The sequence below is a fragment of the Lacticaseibacillus jixiensis genome, assembly GCF_042847315.1.
Lineage (GTDB): Bacteria > Bacillota > Bacilli > Lactobacillales > Lactobacillaceae > Lacticaseibacillus > Lacticaseibacillus jixiensis.
On sequence record NZ_BAAFPR010000021.1, the window covers coordinates 1 to 15,710 of the forward strand.

The 15,710-nt window shown below is 52.3% G+C and carries 17 protein-coding genes; 11 read left to right on the plus strand and 6 right to left on the minus strand.

The features are described from left to right. Positions 1-176, plus strand: a 176-nt coding sequence (locus ACGG90_RS11570; RefSeq protein ID WP_390409644.1) for an ATP-binding protein, incomplete at its 5' end; no start/stop codon positions are given. Between the two features lie 530 nt (positions 177-706). On the opposite strand, the gene ACGG90_RS11575 is transcribed toward ACGG90_RS11570, so the two are convergent. Next, complete coding sequence (locus tag ACGG90_RS11575; RefSeq protein WP_390409574.1) at positions 707-1,558, minus strand: aldo/keto reductase; 852 nt, start codon at positions 1,556-1,558, stop codon at positions 707-709. Between the two features lie 176 nt (positions 1,559-1,734). Between ACGG90_RS11575 and ACGG90_RS11580 the strand changes: the two genes are divergently transcribed. Next, a complete protein-coding gene (locus ACGG90_RS11580) occupies positions 1,735-3,183 on the plus strand; it encodes a 6-phospho-beta-glucosidase (protein ID WP_390409576.1) in 1,449 nt (482 codons plus the stop codon). Positions 3,184-3,227: 44 nt separating this feature from the next. On the opposite strand, the gene ACGG90_RS11585 is transcribed toward ACGG90_RS11580, so the two are convergent. Continuing rightward, a complete protein-coding gene (locus tag ACGG90_RS11585) occupies positions 3,228-4,109 on the minus strand; it encodes a LysR family transcriptional regulator (RefSeq protein WP_390409577.1) in 882 nt (293 codons plus the stop codon). 110 nt (positions 4,110-4,219) lie between these two features. Here ACGG90_RS11585 and ACGG90_RS11590 point away from each other — a divergent pair, with 110 nt between their 5' ends. The 5 genes from ACGG90_RS11590 to ACGG90_RS11610 all read left to right on the plus strand — a co-directional run bounded on the left by ACGG90_RS11590 (position 4,220) and on the right by ACGG90_RS11610 (position 7,827). Beyond that, a complete protein-coding gene (locus ACGG90_RS11590; RefSeq protein WP_390409578.1) occupies positions 4,220-4,945 on the plus strand; it encodes a class I SAM-dependent methyltransferase in 726 nt (241 codons plus the stop codon). A 118-nt stretch (positions 4,946-5,063) separates the two neighbouring features. Next, positions 5,064-5,348: a hypothetical protein gene (locus ACGG90_RS11595; RefSeq protein ID WP_390409580.1), complete on the plus strand. Its 285-nt coding sequence runs from the start codon at positions 5,064-5,066 to the stop codon at positions 5,346-5,348. Positions 5,349-5,442: 94 nt separating this feature from the next. Beyond that, on the plus strand, positions 5,443-5,652 hold the full coding sequence (locus tag ACGG90_RS11600; protein ID WP_390409582.1) for a CsbD family protein: 210 nt from the start codon (positions 5,443-5,445) through the stop codon (positions 5,650-5,652). Positions 5,653-5,978: 326 nt separating this feature from the next. Beyond that, positions 5,979-6,398, plus strand: coding sequence for a MarR family winged helix-turn-helix transcriptional regulator (locus tag ACGG90_RS11605; RefSeq protein WP_390409583.1), 420 nt, complete (start codon positions 5,979-5,981; stop codon positions 6,396-6,398). A gap of 73 nt (positions 6,399-6,471) precedes the next feature. Further along, entirely contained in the window at positions 6,472-7,827 is a 1,356-nt protein-coding gene (locus ACGG90_RS11610; RefSeq protein WP_390409584.1) for an MFS transporter, read from the plus strand. 68 nt (positions 7,828-7,895) lie between these two features. On the opposite strand, the gene ACGG90_RS11615 is transcribed toward ACGG90_RS11610, so the two are convergent. Genes ACGG90_RS11615 through ACGG90_RS11625 form a run of 3 tightly spaced genes read right to left on the minus strand, consistent with a single transcriptional unit; the run spans position 7,896 to position 11,051 of the window. Then, positions 7,896-8,537 carry a TetR/AcrR family transcriptional regulator gene (locus ACGG90_RS11615; RefSeq protein WP_390409586.1) on the minus strand — a complete coding sequence of 214 codons (642 nt, stop codon included), beginning with the start codon at positions 8,535-8,537 and terminating at the stop codon, positions 7,896-7,898. Positions 8,538-8,545: 8 nt separating this feature from the next. Continuing rightward, the gene (locus tag ACGG90_RS11620) at positions 8,546-10,159 is read right to left on the minus strand and encodes an ABC transporter permease (RefSeq protein ID WP_390409588.1); all 1,614 of its coding nucleotides are present in this window, start codon (positions 10,157-10,159) and stop codon (positions 8,546-8,548) included. Between the two features lies 1 nt (position 10,160). Continuing rightward, entirely contained in the window at positions 10,161-11,051 is an 891-nt protein-coding gene (locus ACGG90_RS11625) for an ABC transporter ATP-binding protein (protein ID WP_390409589.1), read from the minus strand. A gap of 185 nt (positions 11,052-11,236) precedes the next feature. Between ACGG90_RS11625 and ACGG90_RS11630 the strand changes: the two genes are divergently transcribed. Further along, entirely contained in the window at positions 11,237-11,638 is a 402-nt protein-coding gene (locus tag ACGG90_RS11630) for a DNA-directed RNA polymerase subunit beta (RefSeq protein ID WP_390409590.1), read from the plus strand. A 161-nt stretch (positions 11,639-11,799) separates the two neighbouring features. On the opposite strand, the gene ACGG90_RS11635 is transcribed toward ACGG90_RS11630, so the two are convergent. Beyond that, positions 11,800-12,747: a magnesium transporter CorA family protein gene (locus ACGG90_RS11635; RefSeq protein WP_390409592.1), complete on the minus strand. Its 948-nt coding sequence runs from the start codon at positions 12,745-12,747 to the stop codon at positions 11,800-11,802. 55 nt (positions 12,748-12,802) lie between these two features. Here ACGG90_RS11635 and ACGG90_RS11640 point away from each other — a divergent pair, with 55 nt between their 5' ends. The 3 genes from ACGG90_RS11640 (at position 12,803) to trmL (ending at position 15,703) form a co-directional block, all read left to right on the plus strand. Beyond that, positions 12,803-13,636, plus strand: a complete 834-nt coding sequence (locus ACGG90_RS11640) for a methyltransferase domain-containing protein (RefSeq protein ID WP_390409593.1) — start codon at positions 12,803-12,805, stop codon at positions 13,634-13,636. 1,309 nt (positions 13,637-14,945) lie between these two features. Then, positions 14,946-15,116 carry a hypothetical protein gene (locus ACGG90_RS11645; RefSeq protein WP_390409594.1) on the plus strand — a complete coding sequence of 57 codons (171 nt, stop codon included), beginning with the start codon at positions 14,946-14,948 and terminating at the stop codon, positions 15,114-15,116. Positions 15,117-15,193: 77 nt separating this feature from the next. Next, a complete protein-coding gene (trmL, locus tag ACGG90_RS11650) occupies positions 15,194-15,703 on the plus strand; it encodes a tRNA (uridine(34)/cytosine(34)/5-carboxymethylaminomethyluridine(34)-2'-O)-methyltransferase TrmL (RefSeq protein ID WP_390409595.1) in 510 nt (169 codons plus the stop codon). Positions 15,704-15,710 lie beyond the last annotated feature (7 nt).

Sequence of the window (15,710 nt, forward strand, 5' to 3'; positions counted from 1 at the left end):
TCAATGCAAGGTATGAGAAACACTCAACCATCATCACCAGCAACACTGACTTATCCGGCTGGGTAGAAATCTTCCAGAACCCAACTGTGACTGCGGCAATCCTGGACCGTCTAGTTCACCATGTACATGTGGTGAAGATCACGGGGAAATCATACCGCCTGAAAGGTGCTGGTTGACCGCCTAAAACCTACATTTTTAAACCGCCATAAACCTGCATTTCAAGACCGCCCTTGACACGCAACACCTGTCCTCCACAGTAGAATCAGTTTAGTGCTTGGTTTGGTGTACATGGACAAACGAACGTCGGATCGCTCTAAATCCGATGGTAATGATTTGCGCCGCTCAGCTCGACGAATGCTGAAATTCTGACATTGGATCGTTGCATGTGATTGAGGATCGTCGCATTGCTTAACACAGGGCATTAAATTCGCATTCAGGGCTTGCCTTAAACTTTACTTTAAGGTGTAGCCTGAATGCACAGTGAGAAATGGGTGACCGATTTCGTGACGGTCACTCATAGATCCTCGAGAGAAATATACATGCAGCACCTGGCTGACGAAGCAAGCAACTAGGCGGAATGCGGCAGTTAAACATGCTTAGCAGCGATTGGCCGGATTTCGGTTAATCGCTTTTTTTGGCTGCTTTGTACTTGCGATGAATGACAAAAAAACTCACAATTACAAACGCGTAATTGCGAGTCAGTAGCTTATTGTTGCTGGCGGCCTAATTGATCTAAGGTGTCAAAGTCGCTTTGGCTTAATGCGATGTCTTGCGCGGCAATGTTGTCAACGACGTGCTGAGTTGAGCTGGTGCCAGGAATCGGCAAGATCACATCAGAACGCTTCAGCAGCCAAGCCAAGGCGATTTGTGCCGGGCTGGCATTGTAGCGCTTGGCGATGGCTTGTAGTGCTTCGCCTTGGGCCAGTTTGCCGGTGGCCAATGGGAACCAAGGAATAAAGGCCAAATGGTTGGCTTCAGCGTAGTTCAAGACGGCTTCATCTTTGCGGTCGATCAGGTTGTAACGGTTTTGGACCGAAACAATTGGGGCGATCTTCTGCGCGGCTTGAATTTCAGCGACAGACACTTGGCTTAAGCCGATGTGGCGAATCTTGCCTTCTTGTTGCAGCTTGGCCAATTCCCCGATTTGATCTGCCAGCGGGTAGTTGGGGTCGATACGGTGCAGCTGCAGCAAGTCGATATGATCCAAGCCCAAGGTCATTAAGTTTAATTCAACTTGTTGCCGCAAATAAGCAGGCGCCCCAAGCGGAATCCATTGATCAGGACCTTGGCGGGTGAAGCCGACTTTAGTGGCGACCATTACTTGGCTGTTGGGGCGCTGTTTCAGCGCTTCACGCAGATAAAGGTTGGCATACAGCGGCCCATAAGCATCGGCGGTGTCGATGAAATTTACGCCGTGGTCAATGGCGGTTTCAATCACGGCAGCGGCATTGTCAGGGTCAACAGAAGGCCCCCAAACGCCTTTGCCTGGCAATTGCATGGTGCCATAGCCAAGGCGGTTAACGTTTAATGTTTGATCGAAGCTGAATGTTTTTTGCATGGTGGTATCCCTTCCTTGATGATAATTAAACCAGTTCTATTATGCGCGTTCACAAACAAAAATACTAATGCATAGTAAGTACATTCGTTATGCCTGATGCGAATCGTGGTGCCGTGTTCACACCAAGTTGCGGTACAATAAGCATAAAGCGCTAACATCGTGCGCAGATAGGAGTGTTGAATGTGAGTGTACTACCAAAAGATTTCTTATGGGGCGGCGCTGTGGCTGCCCATCAGCTGGAAGGCGGCTGGCAAGCAGGCGGCAAAGGGGTATCGATTGCTGATGTGATGACCGCTGGGGGCAACGGCATCGAACGGCAAATCACCGACGGGGTGCTGCCTGGGCGCAATTACCCGAACCATGAGGCCATTGACTTCTACCATCACTACAAAGAAGACATCGCGTTATTTGCCGAAATGGGCTTCAAGGCCTTTCGCACCTCGATTGCTTGGACGCGGATCTTCCCTAATGGGGATGAAGACACGCCTAACGAAGCCGGGCTGGCCTTTTATGACCAGGTGTTTGCCGAGTGCCACAAGTATGGTATCGAGCCGGTGGTGACACTTTCGCATTTTGAAATGCCTTATCACTTGATCAAACAATATGGCGGCTGGCGCGATCGGCGGATGATCGGCTTCTTCATGCGCTTTGCCGAAGCTTGCTTCACCCGCTATAAAGGCGTGGTGAAATATTGGATGACCTTCAACGAAATCAACAATCAATGCGCATACAATCATGATTTCGCCGTGGCGACCAACTCTGGGCTGCTGTTTGAACCTGGCACGCCGGCTAAAGTGCGCGAAGCCACGATGTATCAAGCTAGCCATTATGAGTTGGTGGCCAGTGCGCAAGCCGTGGCGTTAGGCCACAGCATCGATGCCAACAATCAAATCGGCTGCATGGTCAACTTCACGCCGCAATACCCAGCCAGTTCGCAACCAGAAGATGTGTTAATGGCGGATAAAGCAATGCAAAAGCGCTTCTGGTGGTCGGATGTGCATGTATTTGGGCAGTATCCTGCCTATATGGAAGCTTATTTTGCCCAGCACAACATCAAGTTGGATCGCAGTGCTGCAGACTTTGCGGTGTTGGCTCAAGGGCCGGTAGATTATGTGGGCTTTTCGTATTACAGCTCTAACACAGTGGCGGCAGCAAGCGACAATCCAGGTTACGATTTTGACGGGGTCAACGCTCAAGTGGCCAACCCGCATCTGCCTAAGAACGACTGGGGCTGGACCATTGATCCGGTGGGCTTGCGCTACAGCATGAATTGGCTTTCTGAGCGCTACCGCCTGCCGCTGATGATCGTGGAAAACGGTCTTGGCGCGTATGACAAAGTCGAAGCAGACGGCAGTATTCATGATCCCTACCGCGTGGCGTATTTGAAGGCGCACATCGAACAAATGAAACAAGCCGTGGCAGAAGATGGGGTACAGCTGTTAGGCTATATGCCTTGGGGCTGCATCGACTTGGTTTCTGCTGGCAGCGGGCAAATGGACAAGCGTTATGGCTTTATCTATGTGGATAAGAACGATGAAGGCGTCGGTACCTTGGCGCGCTCGCGTAAGGATTCATTCAAGTGGTATCAGCACGTGATCGCCACTAATGGCGAAGACCTCGGCTAGTTTGCAAACAAAAGCGCCAAAACCTGGCTGGCTTTGGCGCTTTGTCATTGCGACAGATCTTTGAAGTGGTTGATGAATGCCGTGGTGATCGGTGTTTGCAGGCGATTTTTGCGCCAGGCCAACACGGTGTGGGTTTGGACCTGCGGCGAGAAGGGGATGAAGCGCACGCTGTTGTGGTTGTGCAAGTCGATGACGCCTTCGATAGTCAATGCAGCGCCGACGCCTTGTTGCACTAATGGCAGAATATTGAAGATCAAGTTGAAGTGGCCGGCGATCTTCAACTGGTCTAAGTCCAGTTGGGCCCAGTCAGCCAGCAGCTGCTGCACCGCTGAGCGACTGGAAATGATCAACGGGATCTGCGGCAAATCTGCTGGCGTAATGACTTCTTGCGCGGCCTTGGGGTCATTGACACTGGCCACCAAGCCCCAACGCTCGGTGTGCGCTAAGGTCAAATGGTCGTATTTGTCGGCATTGACCGGCTCCAGCAATAATGCCAAGTCGATCAAGCCTTTGTCCAGCCGATCGAACAAGTCATCGCTGGTGCCGGTAAACAAGTCAAAAGTCACCGCCGGATAAGTCGCGGTAAACGCAGCAAGCTTTCGGGCCAGCATATGACTGCTGTCGGCTTCCACGGCGCCAATGGTGAGGTGGCCGCTGAACAATTCCTGCCGGCGATCGATGAACGACTGCTGAGTTTGTTGGGTCAAGGTCAAGATCTCTTGGGCGCGCGACTTGAGATACAAACCAGCTTGCGTCAAGGTCAAGCCGTGATGATCGCGGGTGAACAGCGGCGCACCAAGCTCGGCTTCCAGGCCTTTAAGCTGCCGCGACAGCGTGGGTTGGGTGATGTGTAAGCGCAAGGCGGCTTGTGAAATCGAGCCGGCTGCGTCAATTGCCAAGAAGTATTCCAATAAGCGAAGTTCCATGACGAAGCCTCCATGTTCACAGCAACTGCTTTGTCATCTACTATACCGATGCCAGCAGGAATGTACAATTGTTTAGCCGCAACAACGCATGATTTAAAGGGGTGTAATTGATGAGTAATCCATATGATGATGCGGCCTTCTTTGCCGCTTATGCGCAAATGCCGCGCAGTCAACATGGCTTAAATGGTGCCGGTGAGTGGCCGGATTTTGCGGCGCTATTGCCGGACTTGCACGGCTTGCGGGTGCTTGATTTAGGCTGCGGCTATGGCTGGCAATGCCGCTATGCGATCGAACATGGCGCCAAGTCGGTGCTTGGTATCGATAGTTCCAAGCGTATGCTGGCAGAAGCCAAGCGGCGCAATGCAGCCCCTGGGATCACCTATGCCAGCGGGGATCTGACAACTTATGTCCAGCCAAATGCCGCTTATGAGCTGGTGATCAGTTCATTGGCGTTTCATTATGTGCCCGATCTCAATGATTTGCTGCGGCGGATTGCGGGGATGCTGACGCCAGGCGGGCAGGTACTGTTTACCATTGAGCATCCTGTATTTACCGCCGAAGGGCACGAACAATGGGTGCAAACCACGCAAGGGCAAACGGTGTGGCCGGTGGCACATTATTTTGACGAAGGGCTGCGCGACACGACTTTTCTCAAGCATCAAGTGCCTAAGTACCATCACACCATGGCGACTATCGTCAACAGCTTGTTGAACAACGGCTTGACCGTGACTGGTATGGCCGAGCCGCGCGGCAGTGCGCAAGATATTGCCGATCATGCGCCTTGGACACAAGCGCCAGAGATGTTGATTGTGCGCGGCGAGAAAATGGCGCGATAGTTGTGCCAATTTGTCGCATCAATGGCACTTTGCTGTGAAGGTGGTGTGCGATAGTGGCCGCCGCAGGGCCGTTGGTGTATGCTTATTAGCGGAATAATTGAGAAGAAGGCGACGATCGATGACAGATTATTACTTAGTGAACGCACAGGACAATTTTGCCAGCGGCTATTGTGTCGATGCGGATCAATTGCGCGTGGCGACAGTTGCTGGGTTTGAGCAGGCGCTGGTTTCTACCACCGATTCGCCTGAAATCGCCAAATATGCGTTGTACGCACAAGTCGTTGCCACCGCCGCGGCTGCTAGTGAGCGCAGTGAGCTCAGCCAAGCTGAACGCATCACCTTGGCACAACAGCTGGATGCGCAGTTTCAAGTGCAAACCACCAGTGATTTAACCAACTGCTAATGCTTAGGATTGCCAAGCCTGCTTGTGATTAGGTATGCTAAAGACAGGCAGTAATGCCTGTTGTTAGTTGCCCATGAGGACAAGGAGGATCACAATGAGTTTAGATGACAAGTTGGATGCAGCTAAGGATCAACTAAGCGGCAAAGCCAAACAAGCAGAAGGCAAGCTCACTCACGACAAGACGCGCCAAGCGCAAGGCAAGGCTCAAGAAGGGCGCGGCAAGGTCAAAGAGAAGCTTGAAGAAGCTAAAGATGCCGTCAAAGACAAAGTGGACGAATTGAGCCGCAAGCACGACGATAAGTAATTTTTTTGCAGCGTGGCACCTGTTGAAGCAGGAAACACGCTGTTTTTGTGCCCAGAGCGGAGCAAAGCGGTTTTAGCGATGTGTGTAAGATGGCCTGAGCTAATAGCGGTCTTTGCCATAAGCTCGGGACAGCTTACACGCAATCGCGTTGCTTTGCGCAGCTCGACGAAGAAAACCCCAGAGCGGAGCAAAGCAAATTTAGCGATGCGTATAAGGCGGGTTGCCGTTTGGGCGACTTGGCCCAAGCACCGGTGCAGGCTGGCAAAAAGTTATTGCCCAGGCAATATCCATGGTATAGTAAATCTGCAACGTAAGGGGGCAATGCTATGGCACAAGACTTTGGTAAATTGATCAAACAAGCGACTAACCAAATGAACCGCTGCATGGACGTTTTCGCCAAGCAATACGAATTAACTGGTGTGCAAATGTCGATCATCGATTATGTCGGCAATCACGATGCGGTGTTGCAGCGCGATATCGAAGCTGAGTTTAACATTCAGCGTTCTACGGCGACAGTGGCCTTGCAGCGCATGGAACAGCGCGGCTTGATCACCCGCCATGCCAGTGCGCAAGATGCGCGGCAGAAAGTTGTCACCTTAACGGCCAAGGCGCATGACTTGCATCAAGATATCGATCAGTACATCGGCCAACAACAACACGCCTTAGAAGCGGCCTTCACCCCAGCCCAGCGCGCTGACTTCTTGGCAGTGCTGCAGTATTTTACCAAGCTCAACGCGGTAGATTAAATCCAGTGTTGCAATCAAATTGCGGTGCGTTATACTGGTATTCGTTAGCTTGCTAACGAGTGGAGGGACGAACTTGTCGAATCGAATTTCTAAAAAAGTGCTCGGGGCGGTCATTGCCACCGGGCTGATGTCGTTTTGCGGGGTGATCGTGGAAACCGCCATGAACGTCACGTTTCCGACGCTGATGCGCGAGTTTGGCGTGGCAACGAACATGGTGCAATGGATGACCACTTTGTATTTATTGGTGGTGGCGGCCATGGTGCCATTATCAGCGATGCTTAAGCGGCGCTTCAAAACCCGCAGCTTGTTTCTCGTCGCCATCAGCTTCTTCATTCTCGGCGTGGCGTTAGACGCTTTTGCACCAAGCTTTGGCGTGCTGCTGCTGGGCCGCGCGGTGCAAGGTTTAGGTACTGGTATCGCATTGCCGTTGATGTTTAATATCATTTTGGAACAAGTTCCGCCGCAGAAAATCGGGATGATGATGGGGGTAGGCGCCATGATCACTGGCGTGGCGCCTGCGATCGGGCCAACGTTTGGCGGCTTAGTCGCGTCGAGCTTTTCTTGGCGGTATATCTTCTATTTCTTGTTGCCGCTTTTGGTGTTTGCTTTGATCTTAGGTTTGGTGTGCATCCAACAGAAAAATCCCCCGCAAGCCGTTGGCATCGATTGGTTCAGCGTGTTATTGATCGTGATGACCTTCTGCGGGTTGATCTATGGCATCAGTGCCGGCAGCCTTTTGGTGTTTGCAATCGGCGTCGTGGCGCTGATCGCTTTTGTTTGGCGTTCATTGGCCATTCCTGAGCCGATCATCAATTTGCGCTTGTTTGCCAATTGGCACTATTCTGTGATCGTGGTTGCTTTTGTGTGTTTGCAAGTAGCCGCGTTGGGCTTGTCATTCCTACTGCCAAATTATATTCAATTGGCGAATGGCAAAACTTCCTTGATCGCCGGCTTGGTGGTGTTGCCAGGCGGTGCATTAGGCGCTGTGGCCGGGCCGCTTGCTGGTCGCTGGTTTGACCGCGTTGGCGCCAAGTTGCCGCTGCGCACTGGCGCGATAGCAGCGCTAGTCGGCGTGGTGGTGATGTGGTTGGCGGCCAGTTGGCTGCATGATGGGTTGATCGTCGGGTTGTATGCTTGTTTCATGTTAGGCATCGGGTTGAGTTATGGGAATTTAATGACGCATGGCCTGAATCAGCTTGAAGAAGCGATGCATACCGATGGCAATGCGATTTTCAACACGTTGCAGCAGTTTGCCGCCGCCGTTGGTACCAGTGTGACGGCCGCTATCGTCGCTGCTGGGCAAGCAGGGGCCCGCTCAGTTGCAGCAGGGACCATTGTTGGTTCCAGCCATGCTTTGGCACTGCTCGCTGGCTTATTGGTGCTGGAAGCGATTTGTGTGTTGGTCATCACTTCGCGCAAAGCCGCGTGAGCGTCAGCTGCTCATTAAAATAACGCGCCACCGCACAAGCCTGCGGTGGCGCGTTATTTGCATGCTGCTCAGTCTTTCAAGAAGCCGTGTTCTAAGATCGCCATGTATTGTTTGGCTTGGGCGATGACCGGATCAAAGGCTTCGATTTTGATTTGCGGGTCTTGGCGGATCATGACTTTGGCTTGCTGGCCGATGAGTTCAGAAACCATCAAGATCATGTTAGCCACGGTGGTTGTTGAGATGCCATCGCGCAGCGGCAGGCGGTTTAAGACCGGGGTGACCATTTCCGGCACGGATTGCTGCAAGGTGTTTTCCCAAATAGCTTGGACTTTGGGCCGCAGCTTGGCAGGCAAACTGCCGACTTCGGCGTATGCAGCCATGGCCAAGGCGAATTCATCAGGGTAAGTCAGCTGCAGCTGGATCTTGTAGCGCAACGCCCGCGTCAGCATGGTGGAAAGATCTTTGGCGTCTTGCCAAACACTCATATCGGCGGCTTGAGTGATCTTGGTGTAAGTGGCTTGCACAGTGGTTACATATAAGTTGGCTTTAGAGCCAAAATAATTGAAAAGCAAGCCTTTGGACACATCGGCGGCTTCGGCGATGTGGTCGGTTTTCGCATCGCGAAAGCCGAGACGTGCGAATTCGTGCATCGCCGCATCAAGGATGCGCTGGTGTTTTTGAGGATCGATGGTGGGACGAGATTTAGCCATTATTTCACCTAGTTTTCTGTGAGATCTCTTCTAGCATACGCAATCAACCCAGCAAGCATCAACCCCAAAGCCAGCACCGTCATCCACGCTGCAGTCGGCCATTGCACCTGATGCAGCGGCACGGCATTGACCCAGCCATAAGGGGTGAGTTTGGTGGCCGCTTCTGGCAGGTCCAACAGTGAGCCCAGATACAAGGAGAAAACGCCATACAGCGGGATCAGCCACGCAACATTTTGCCAGCGCGGCAAAAGCCCAGCGAATAAGGCCGCAATGCCGCAAGTGACCACCAACGCCGGCGCAAAACCCCAGAATCCGCGCATGAAGCGGGCAACTGTGGGCGCTTGCGGCATCACGGCAATGCCAGCGGCGATCATGCCACACATTGCCGCCAGAAACGCCAACAAGGCCAATCCGGTGGCAAAGCCGACGATAGCCGTATACAAGCGGGCGCGGCTGACAGCGCGGGCATGCAATTGTTCGAAATAGCCTTTGCGTTCGTCATTGTTCAATCGGAAAATGGCGATCAACCCCGGTACGCTGGCTAACACCACGAAAATCACCGCCAGTTTATTGGCGAAGCTTAACACAATGGTGCGATTGGCCGCATGCGTCGCCGCAGTACCGATCAGCTTGGCCATGGTGGGATTAGATTGTAATAAATCCCCGGCGGTGCCAAAAATCGACCCATAAGTCGCGCCTAGCAGCAACATGCCAACAAGCCAAATGACACTGCTGGTCCGCTCCAAGCGCATGATCAAACTCATTGGCCCACGCATCAAGCGGCTGGCTTGCTTGCGGCCTGAGCGTTGAGGCATCAAGCCGGCGCCAAGATCGCGTTTGGCGGCAATGAAAAGCGTGGCCATTAACAGCACCACTGTCAACGCAAGCATCAGCACCACGGGGCCCCAATTGTTGCGGCCGTAGATATCGAGTTTTTCGATCCAACCGTAAAGGGTGAACCAGGTATATTTTGGCTCAGTCACATCAGTTGCCATGCGGGCGACAAACAATAACCCCAGCCAACTATAGCTGAGCAGTGTGGCGCTGCGGCTGGCGTCGGCCAGTTGGGCAAAGCACAGGCTGCTGGCACCAAACATCAGCCCAAAAGCCGCCAAACCCAAGCCAAACAGCCAATTGCCCGCCATATTCATGCCGCTCATGCCTGACGCTGCCAGCCCAAGCGCTGCGCAGATGCCAACGACTAAATTCAAGCTGATCAGCTGCCCGATCGCCGCGCTTAAGCTGGCATAGCGGCCGACGGCATGTGCGGCGATCAATTCGGTGATGCCGGTGTCTTCATCAGCGCGCGTGGCGTGAATAGCAAAATAAATATTCATCATCGCCGCAAACAAGCCCATAAACACCATCATTTCCGCGGCGTAAATTGCAGCGACGGTATAAGGCTTGGTTGCGGTAAAAGGCCCTAATAGCGACACCATCGCCGGTGTTTTTAAAGTTGTGATGATGCTGGCCATGGCTTGTTGCGTGCCATACAGCCCATCGAATTTAGCCGCGGCACCTGCCATTAACCCAACTAAGCCGATCAGCCACGCCAAGCTTTTCAGCCAGTCGCGGCGCAGATTCAAGCGCAGCAATTGCCCGCCTTGTGCAAATCCCCTCATGTCAGGCCTCCTGGTTGTAATAGCGCAAGAACAAGTCTTCCAAAGTCGGCGGCGTGCTTTGCAGCGCTTGGATCTCAAGCGGGGCCAAGGCCTTCATGACGCTGGCTAATTGTTCAGAATCCACGGCAAAAGTCGCCTGATCAGCGTGCTGGCTGAAGTTGTGCACCGCAGGCAATTTGGCTAAGGCGGCAGGATCTTGGGCGGTGGTGACTGTCACTTGGGTACGGGACAATTGGCGCATTGCCGCCAAAGTGCCAACTTCAATGATTTCACCGGCACGGATGATGGCAATGCGATCACACATGCGCTCGACTTCACTTAAAATATGGCTGGACAGCAATACCGCTTTACCGGCGGCTTTCAACGCTAGTACGTGTTGTTGAAACACTTCTTCCATCAGCGGATCTAAGCCTGATGTCGGCTCATCGAAGATGTACAATTCAGCATCAGTGGAAAACGCCGCGATCAAGGCAACTTTTTGCCGATTGCCTTTGGAGTAGGTGCGATTAGGTTTGGCAACGTCCAAATCAAACGCCTTGATCAATTCATCGGTGTGTGCCGTGTGCGTTTGGCCATTGAGGCGCAAGAACAAATCGATGGTTTCGCCGCCGGATAAATTCGGCCACAAGTTGACATCGCCTGGTACATAAGCCAAGCGCTTGTGGATCGCCACGGCATCATGCCACACATCTTGGCCAAAAATGGTCGCCTTGCCGCCGCTTGCATGCAAGATCCCTAGCAACGTGCGGATGGTGGTCGACTTGCCGGCGCCGTTGGGACCGATGAAGCCGAAAACCTCGCCGGCGTTGACGGTCATGGTGATGTCTTTTAAGGCTTGGAATTTGCCGAAATTCTTTTTAAGGTGCGTAATTTGAACCACTGCCTGTGCCATAACTTGGCCTCCTTGAATAGCGTAACTAACTGATTGCGCTGTCAGTGTAGCACCGAGTGACTGGCGAGTCAATGACTGGTCAGTTATTTTTTGTTTGGCAATCATTTTGCGTGCTGGGCAAAACTTTGACTTGCACATCGCGAACATATGTTTGTATAATAACTTTAAAGAAAGGAGCTGAGCGCATGGCTGAAAACCAGCCGCGGCAGGTGCCGCGTGAAATGTGGTTATATGATGATCGGTGCATGATGAATTGGATGGGGTGGCTGTTGTCTGATCACAGTGCCTATCTTGAACAAGAAGCGCAAAGTGATCAACCAAGTGTGATGTTAGCGGAGATGTCGGCTGAGGATATCGATGCGCAATTGACGGCGGCTTGGCAAGCCCAAACCCCAGTAGCGATCCAGATGATGCCAACATTTGGTGCGACGCATGCCGCGGCGTTTCAAGGCTTGGTGTTAGGCCACGACGCTGCGCAGGTATTCTTGCAAGAAGCCAATGGCAATGTGACCAAACTGGATATCGCCGACATGCGCCATGTGCAGCAAGTTGAATTGGCCCACTGGTGGGCAGCCAGTGCGTCTTAAACCAATCGGCGGCACAATCCTCGCGCGCCTTCTCCGCTGTCCAGACCAGGATCGTTAGCGACTTGATCAACAACTATTGGCAGATGCCAATTGGGTTTTACACGAAACAAAGCAACCAAAAAGACCTGTGCAGCCACTTGCGGTTGCACAGGTCTTAACGCTTAGAAATATTTTTTGCGCCAGAATTCAAAGCCTAACAAGACGCCGATCACAACTGAAATGGCGATGGTGATGATCCAGCTGGAATGCATGTTGGCCCAAGGCAATTCGACGTTCATCACGTAAAAGGAGAACACCAAAGTGGGGATGGTCAAGATGATGGAATATGACGTGAGGAATTTCATCACGCCGTTCATGTTGTTGTTGATGATCGACGAGTAAGTATCGCTGGTTTCGTTGAGGATGGTGTTGGAGATTTGCGCCATTTCCGAGCCTTGCTGATTTTCGATGACGATATCATCAAGCAGATCCATGTCGTCTTCATTAAGCTGCAAAGGGTTGCTGCGGCGCAGTTGATCAAGCACGTTGCGGTCGGTTTTGAGGCTCATCATGAAGTAAACCAAGCCGCGCTGAATGCCCATCATTTGGTAAAGTTCTTCGTTTTTCAAGTTGTTTTGCAGCTTGGCTTCGGTGGCTTCGCGGGCTTTGTTGATGTCGCGCAAGTAGGCCAAATAAGCGACGGTCACTTGATACAGCATCAATAAGCACGCTTGATTGCGCTTGCTCGGGTTAAAGCCTGCCACGCGATTTTCGGCAAAAAGCGCCAGCAAAGGCTGCGCTTGGGCGTCAATGGTGATCAGCGCGGTTTTGGTGATGATAATCGCTAAAGGCACTGTTTTGTAGGTGACACGGGATTTCTTGTCAAGGCCGGCAATAGGCATGTCAAAAATCAACAGGTGCGCGTCATCGTCTGGTTCGAATTCGTAACGTGCACCTTCATCAGGATCCATCCCATATAGTAAGAAAGGCTCCGGCACATGGGCTTTGGCCATGAGTTCGGCGCGTTCTTCAGGCGTGGGGTCGACAGCGTTGATCCACACGCCTGGCGTGATTTTGGTTTGCGTCTTCAGCTGGTGACTTGTATCATCGAATTTGTAGATAGCGAGCATGATCGACCTCCGTTTATTAATAGTGTACCTTTTCAACTCGTCAGGAGAAACATTTTTGAAAAAAATTGCCCATAAAGCGGCTTGGGCGGCTGCCCAAGCACCGTTGTTTGCTTGTCCCGTGTGCCATGAGGCCATGGCAGTAGAAGATTTGAGTTTAGTTTGTGCCAACGGTCATCGCGTTGACTTCGCCAAGAAAGGCACCGTGAATTTCTTGAGCAAGCCGGTGAAGACTGAATATGAAGAAGTGATGCTGGCCGCGCGCCGGCGGGTGCTTGATGCTGGCTTGTTTGACCCGTTTGTATCGCGCATCGCCAAGGCCTTAAACGGTTCTGAGCGCTTGTTGGATGTGGGGTGCGGTGAAGGCACGCCGACGGCCAAGTTGGCCCAAACCGGCGCGGCAGCGTTGGGGTTTGATATTTCGGCACCGGCGATCAATTTGGCTGGGGCGTTGGATACCGAAGCGTTTTTTTGCGTCGCAGATCTGGCGCGTTTGCCGTTTCTGGAAAACAGTTTCGACGTGATTGTTGATCTGTTTTCACCAGGGGCGTATGCGGAATTTGAACGGGTGTTAAAGCCTGGTGGACGCATATTCAAGGTGCTCCCAGATGCCGATTATTTGCGCGAATTGCGCCAAGGTTTATACGCCGGCACGCCGAAGGGCACATACTCCAACGCGCAAGTACTGGCGCGCTTTATGCAGGCTTACCCAGATGCGACGGCGACACCTTTGAGCTATGATTTTGCCGTAAAGCCCGAACAATTCGAAGACATCGTGAAGATGACACCGTTGAGTTGGCAAGCGCCTGCCGACAAGCGCGCGGCTTTGTTACAAAACCCGCCGAAAAGCATTCATGTCGCTGTTGTTTTGTTACAGGTGACAGTTTTTTAGGGTGAGGTGTTGCAATTTGCACAAGGCGGTGTTAAATTACTCTTAAGCATTTTTATTTCTGGCTTTTATCAGGGCTTGCTTTTGGGAAATTGATAAAAGTTAGCAGTAGAAAACTTGATTAAGGTACCGTCTCGCCGTGCTAGACACCGAGGCGGTATTTTTGTGCCCCAGAGCGGAGTGGCGCGCTCTTAGCGGGTCGGGTAGCATAGCCATCGCGCTTGAGGCGCACTTTGCCTCGAGTGCGATGGCGTAGCTAACCGCACCCGCGTTGCGCCACGCAGCTCGACGAAGACCACAGTCATATAAAGCCCGGACCAGTGCAGCTCCGGCGCGTGGGACCAGCAAGATGGCGCAGGCTGTGCGGCCGGCTCCAACCGCGCTGGGGGACGCGCGTTTTCCGCCTAACTTTTGAGCTTTGCGTTCGCCTACGGCTCACCTCGCAAATCTCAAAAGTTGCCGCGATCAGCACAGTAAGCCAAGCACAACCCGCTTGGCTTACTGTGCTGATCGGTTCACGGCCTGACCATCTTGCTGGTCCCGCGCGCCTACGCTGTACTGGTCCTCCGTGTCTGAACTAGGATAGTATGTCAATGCGGCTAAGAATCATCACGACAGCAGTACGGATTCCAGTTGGATACAAACGCGGGTGAAAGTAATTGATGATTGCAAGAAATGATGCAACCTCGTGACTGATTTCATTTTGAGTTGCATTAGCGGATATATTGAGTCAGCACAGTGGTGATCGTATCGGAACTTTATTTCACCACATACACCAAAGGCAGCGCAGCAGATAATCTGCTGCGCTGCCTTTGGTGTATGTGGGATAAGCACGACAAATACACAATAACGCATTCGCTATCGTGTATTCGTTGTGGCAGGCTATCGATTCTTGCTGCCTGCCAATCGTTATTTGATTAAGTACCAGCAAGCGCAACCGCCTGCCAGCTGATCTAATGACGTCCTGTATATTGCTATACTGCCTAGGGATGTGAACACTTGGCTTCGTCGCGAATGTGCACAGACGCTCTGGACGCACGAGTCATAGCGCAACTGCGCCTTAAATCGGCTCGTGTAGGGACTTGGTGCGCCAGGTGCTGCGCTGAAGCGGTGTGGCCACCACCGCTTCCCAAGTTCCACTCGACATCTACCCCGATAATATATCATGGTCTATTTAATTGTGCAAGCGTTTTTACAAAACATTTACAAATGTGGGAAATGGTGGTTTGCGAGTGCTTGGCTCAGGTAAAAATTTCGCCTCTGCGCCGCGACCTGATACACTTAAGAGGCCCGTTGGAAAGTGAGGATACCGATGTTAGTGATCGTGACTTGGTTAGTGCTAGGGGTGCTGGCGGCGTTGACGATTTACACGGCGTGGCAGGCAGTGGTCAAGCGCACGCCGCAAGCAGTTTGGTATTTGGTTGGCGTGTTGTTGTTGTGGGTCGGCTGCGGTGTATTAAGCGTGATCTTTTTCCTATCGTAACGGGCAGCGCGGCGAAGTCTCTTCGCCGCGTTATACGTTGTGGTAAACTGTTGATAGACAAAATTCTGGAGGCAGTCATGGCTAACCACATCGTATTATTTGAACCATTGATCCCGGCTAACACCGGCAACATCGCCCGTACCGCGGCGGCGACGGATTCGTATTTACACTTGATCAAACCGTTGGGCTTTGAAACCGACGATAAGCACCTCAAGCGCGCCGGACTTGATTATTGGGACAGCGTGAAGATCGTTTATCACGATTCGCTGGACGATTTTCTGGCCACGGTGCCGGATCAGCGCTATTTGTATCTGGTGTCGAAATTTGCCGACAAGACTTATTCGGATGTCGACTATTCTGACACCAGCGTCGATCATTATTACATGTTCGGCAAGGAAACCACCGGCTTGCCGGAACCGTTCATGCGCGCCAACCCAGAGAAGGCCGTGCGCATTCCAATGACGGACAAAGTGCGCGCGCTGAACTTATCCAATTGTGCAGCGCTGGTGATTTTTGAAGCATTGCGCCAGCAGAACTTCGCCGGCTTAGAGCGCAGCCATACTTACGAGCATGACAAGCTCAAGTAGAAAGGAC

Coding starts and splice junctions, on each gene's coding strand:
- ACGG90_RS11575 (WP_390409574.1), bottom strand. CDS start 1,558: ATGCAAAAAACATTCAGCTTCGATCAAACATTAAACGTTAACCGCCTT.
- ACGG90_RS11585 (WP_390409577.1), bottom strand. CDS start 4,109: ATGGAACTTCGCTTATTGGAATACTTCTTGGCAATTGACGCAGCCGGC.
- ACGG90_RS11590 (WP_390409578.1), top strand. CDS start 4,220: ATGAGTAATCCATATGATGATGCGGCCTTCTTTGCCGCTTATGCGCAA.
- ACGG90_RS11595 (WP_390409580.1), top strand. CDS start 5,064: ATGACAGATTATTACTTAGTGAACGCACAGGACAATTTTGCCAGCGGC.
- ACGG90_RS11600 (WP_390409582.1), top strand. CDS start 5,443: ATGAGTTTAGATGACAAGTTGGATGCAGCTAAGGATCAACTAAGCGGC.
- ACGG90_RS11605 (WP_390409583.1), top strand. CDS start 5,979: ATGGCACAAGACTTTGGTAAATTGATCAAACAAGCGACTAACCAAATG.
- ACGG90_RS11615 (WP_390409586.1), bottom strand. CDS start 8,537: ATGGCTAAATCTCGTCCCACCATCGATCCTCAAAAACACCAGCGCATC.
- ACGG90_RS11620 (WP_390409588.1), bottom strand. CDS start 10,159: ATGAGGGGATTTGCACAAGGCGGGCAATTGCTGCGCTTGAATCTGCGC.
- ACGG90_RS11625 (WP_390409589.1), bottom strand. CDS start 11,051: ATGGCACAGGCAGTGGTTCAAATTACGCACCTTAAAAAGAATTTCGGC.
- ACGG90_RS11630 (WP_390409590.1), top strand. CDS start 11,237: ATGGCTGAAAACCAGCCGCGGCAGGTGCCGCGTGAAATGTGGTTATAT.
- ACGG90_RS11635 (WP_390409592.1), bottom strand. CDS start 12,747: ATGCTCGCTATCTACAAATTCGATGATACAAGTCACCAGCTGAAGACG.
- ACGG90_RS11645 (WP_390409594.1), top strand. CDS start 14,946: ATGTTAGTGATCGTGACTTGGTTAGTGCTAGGGGTGCTGGCGGCGTTG.
- trmL (WP_390409595.1), top strand. CDS start 15,194: ATGGCTAACCACATCGTATTATTTGAACCATTGATCCCGGCTAACACC.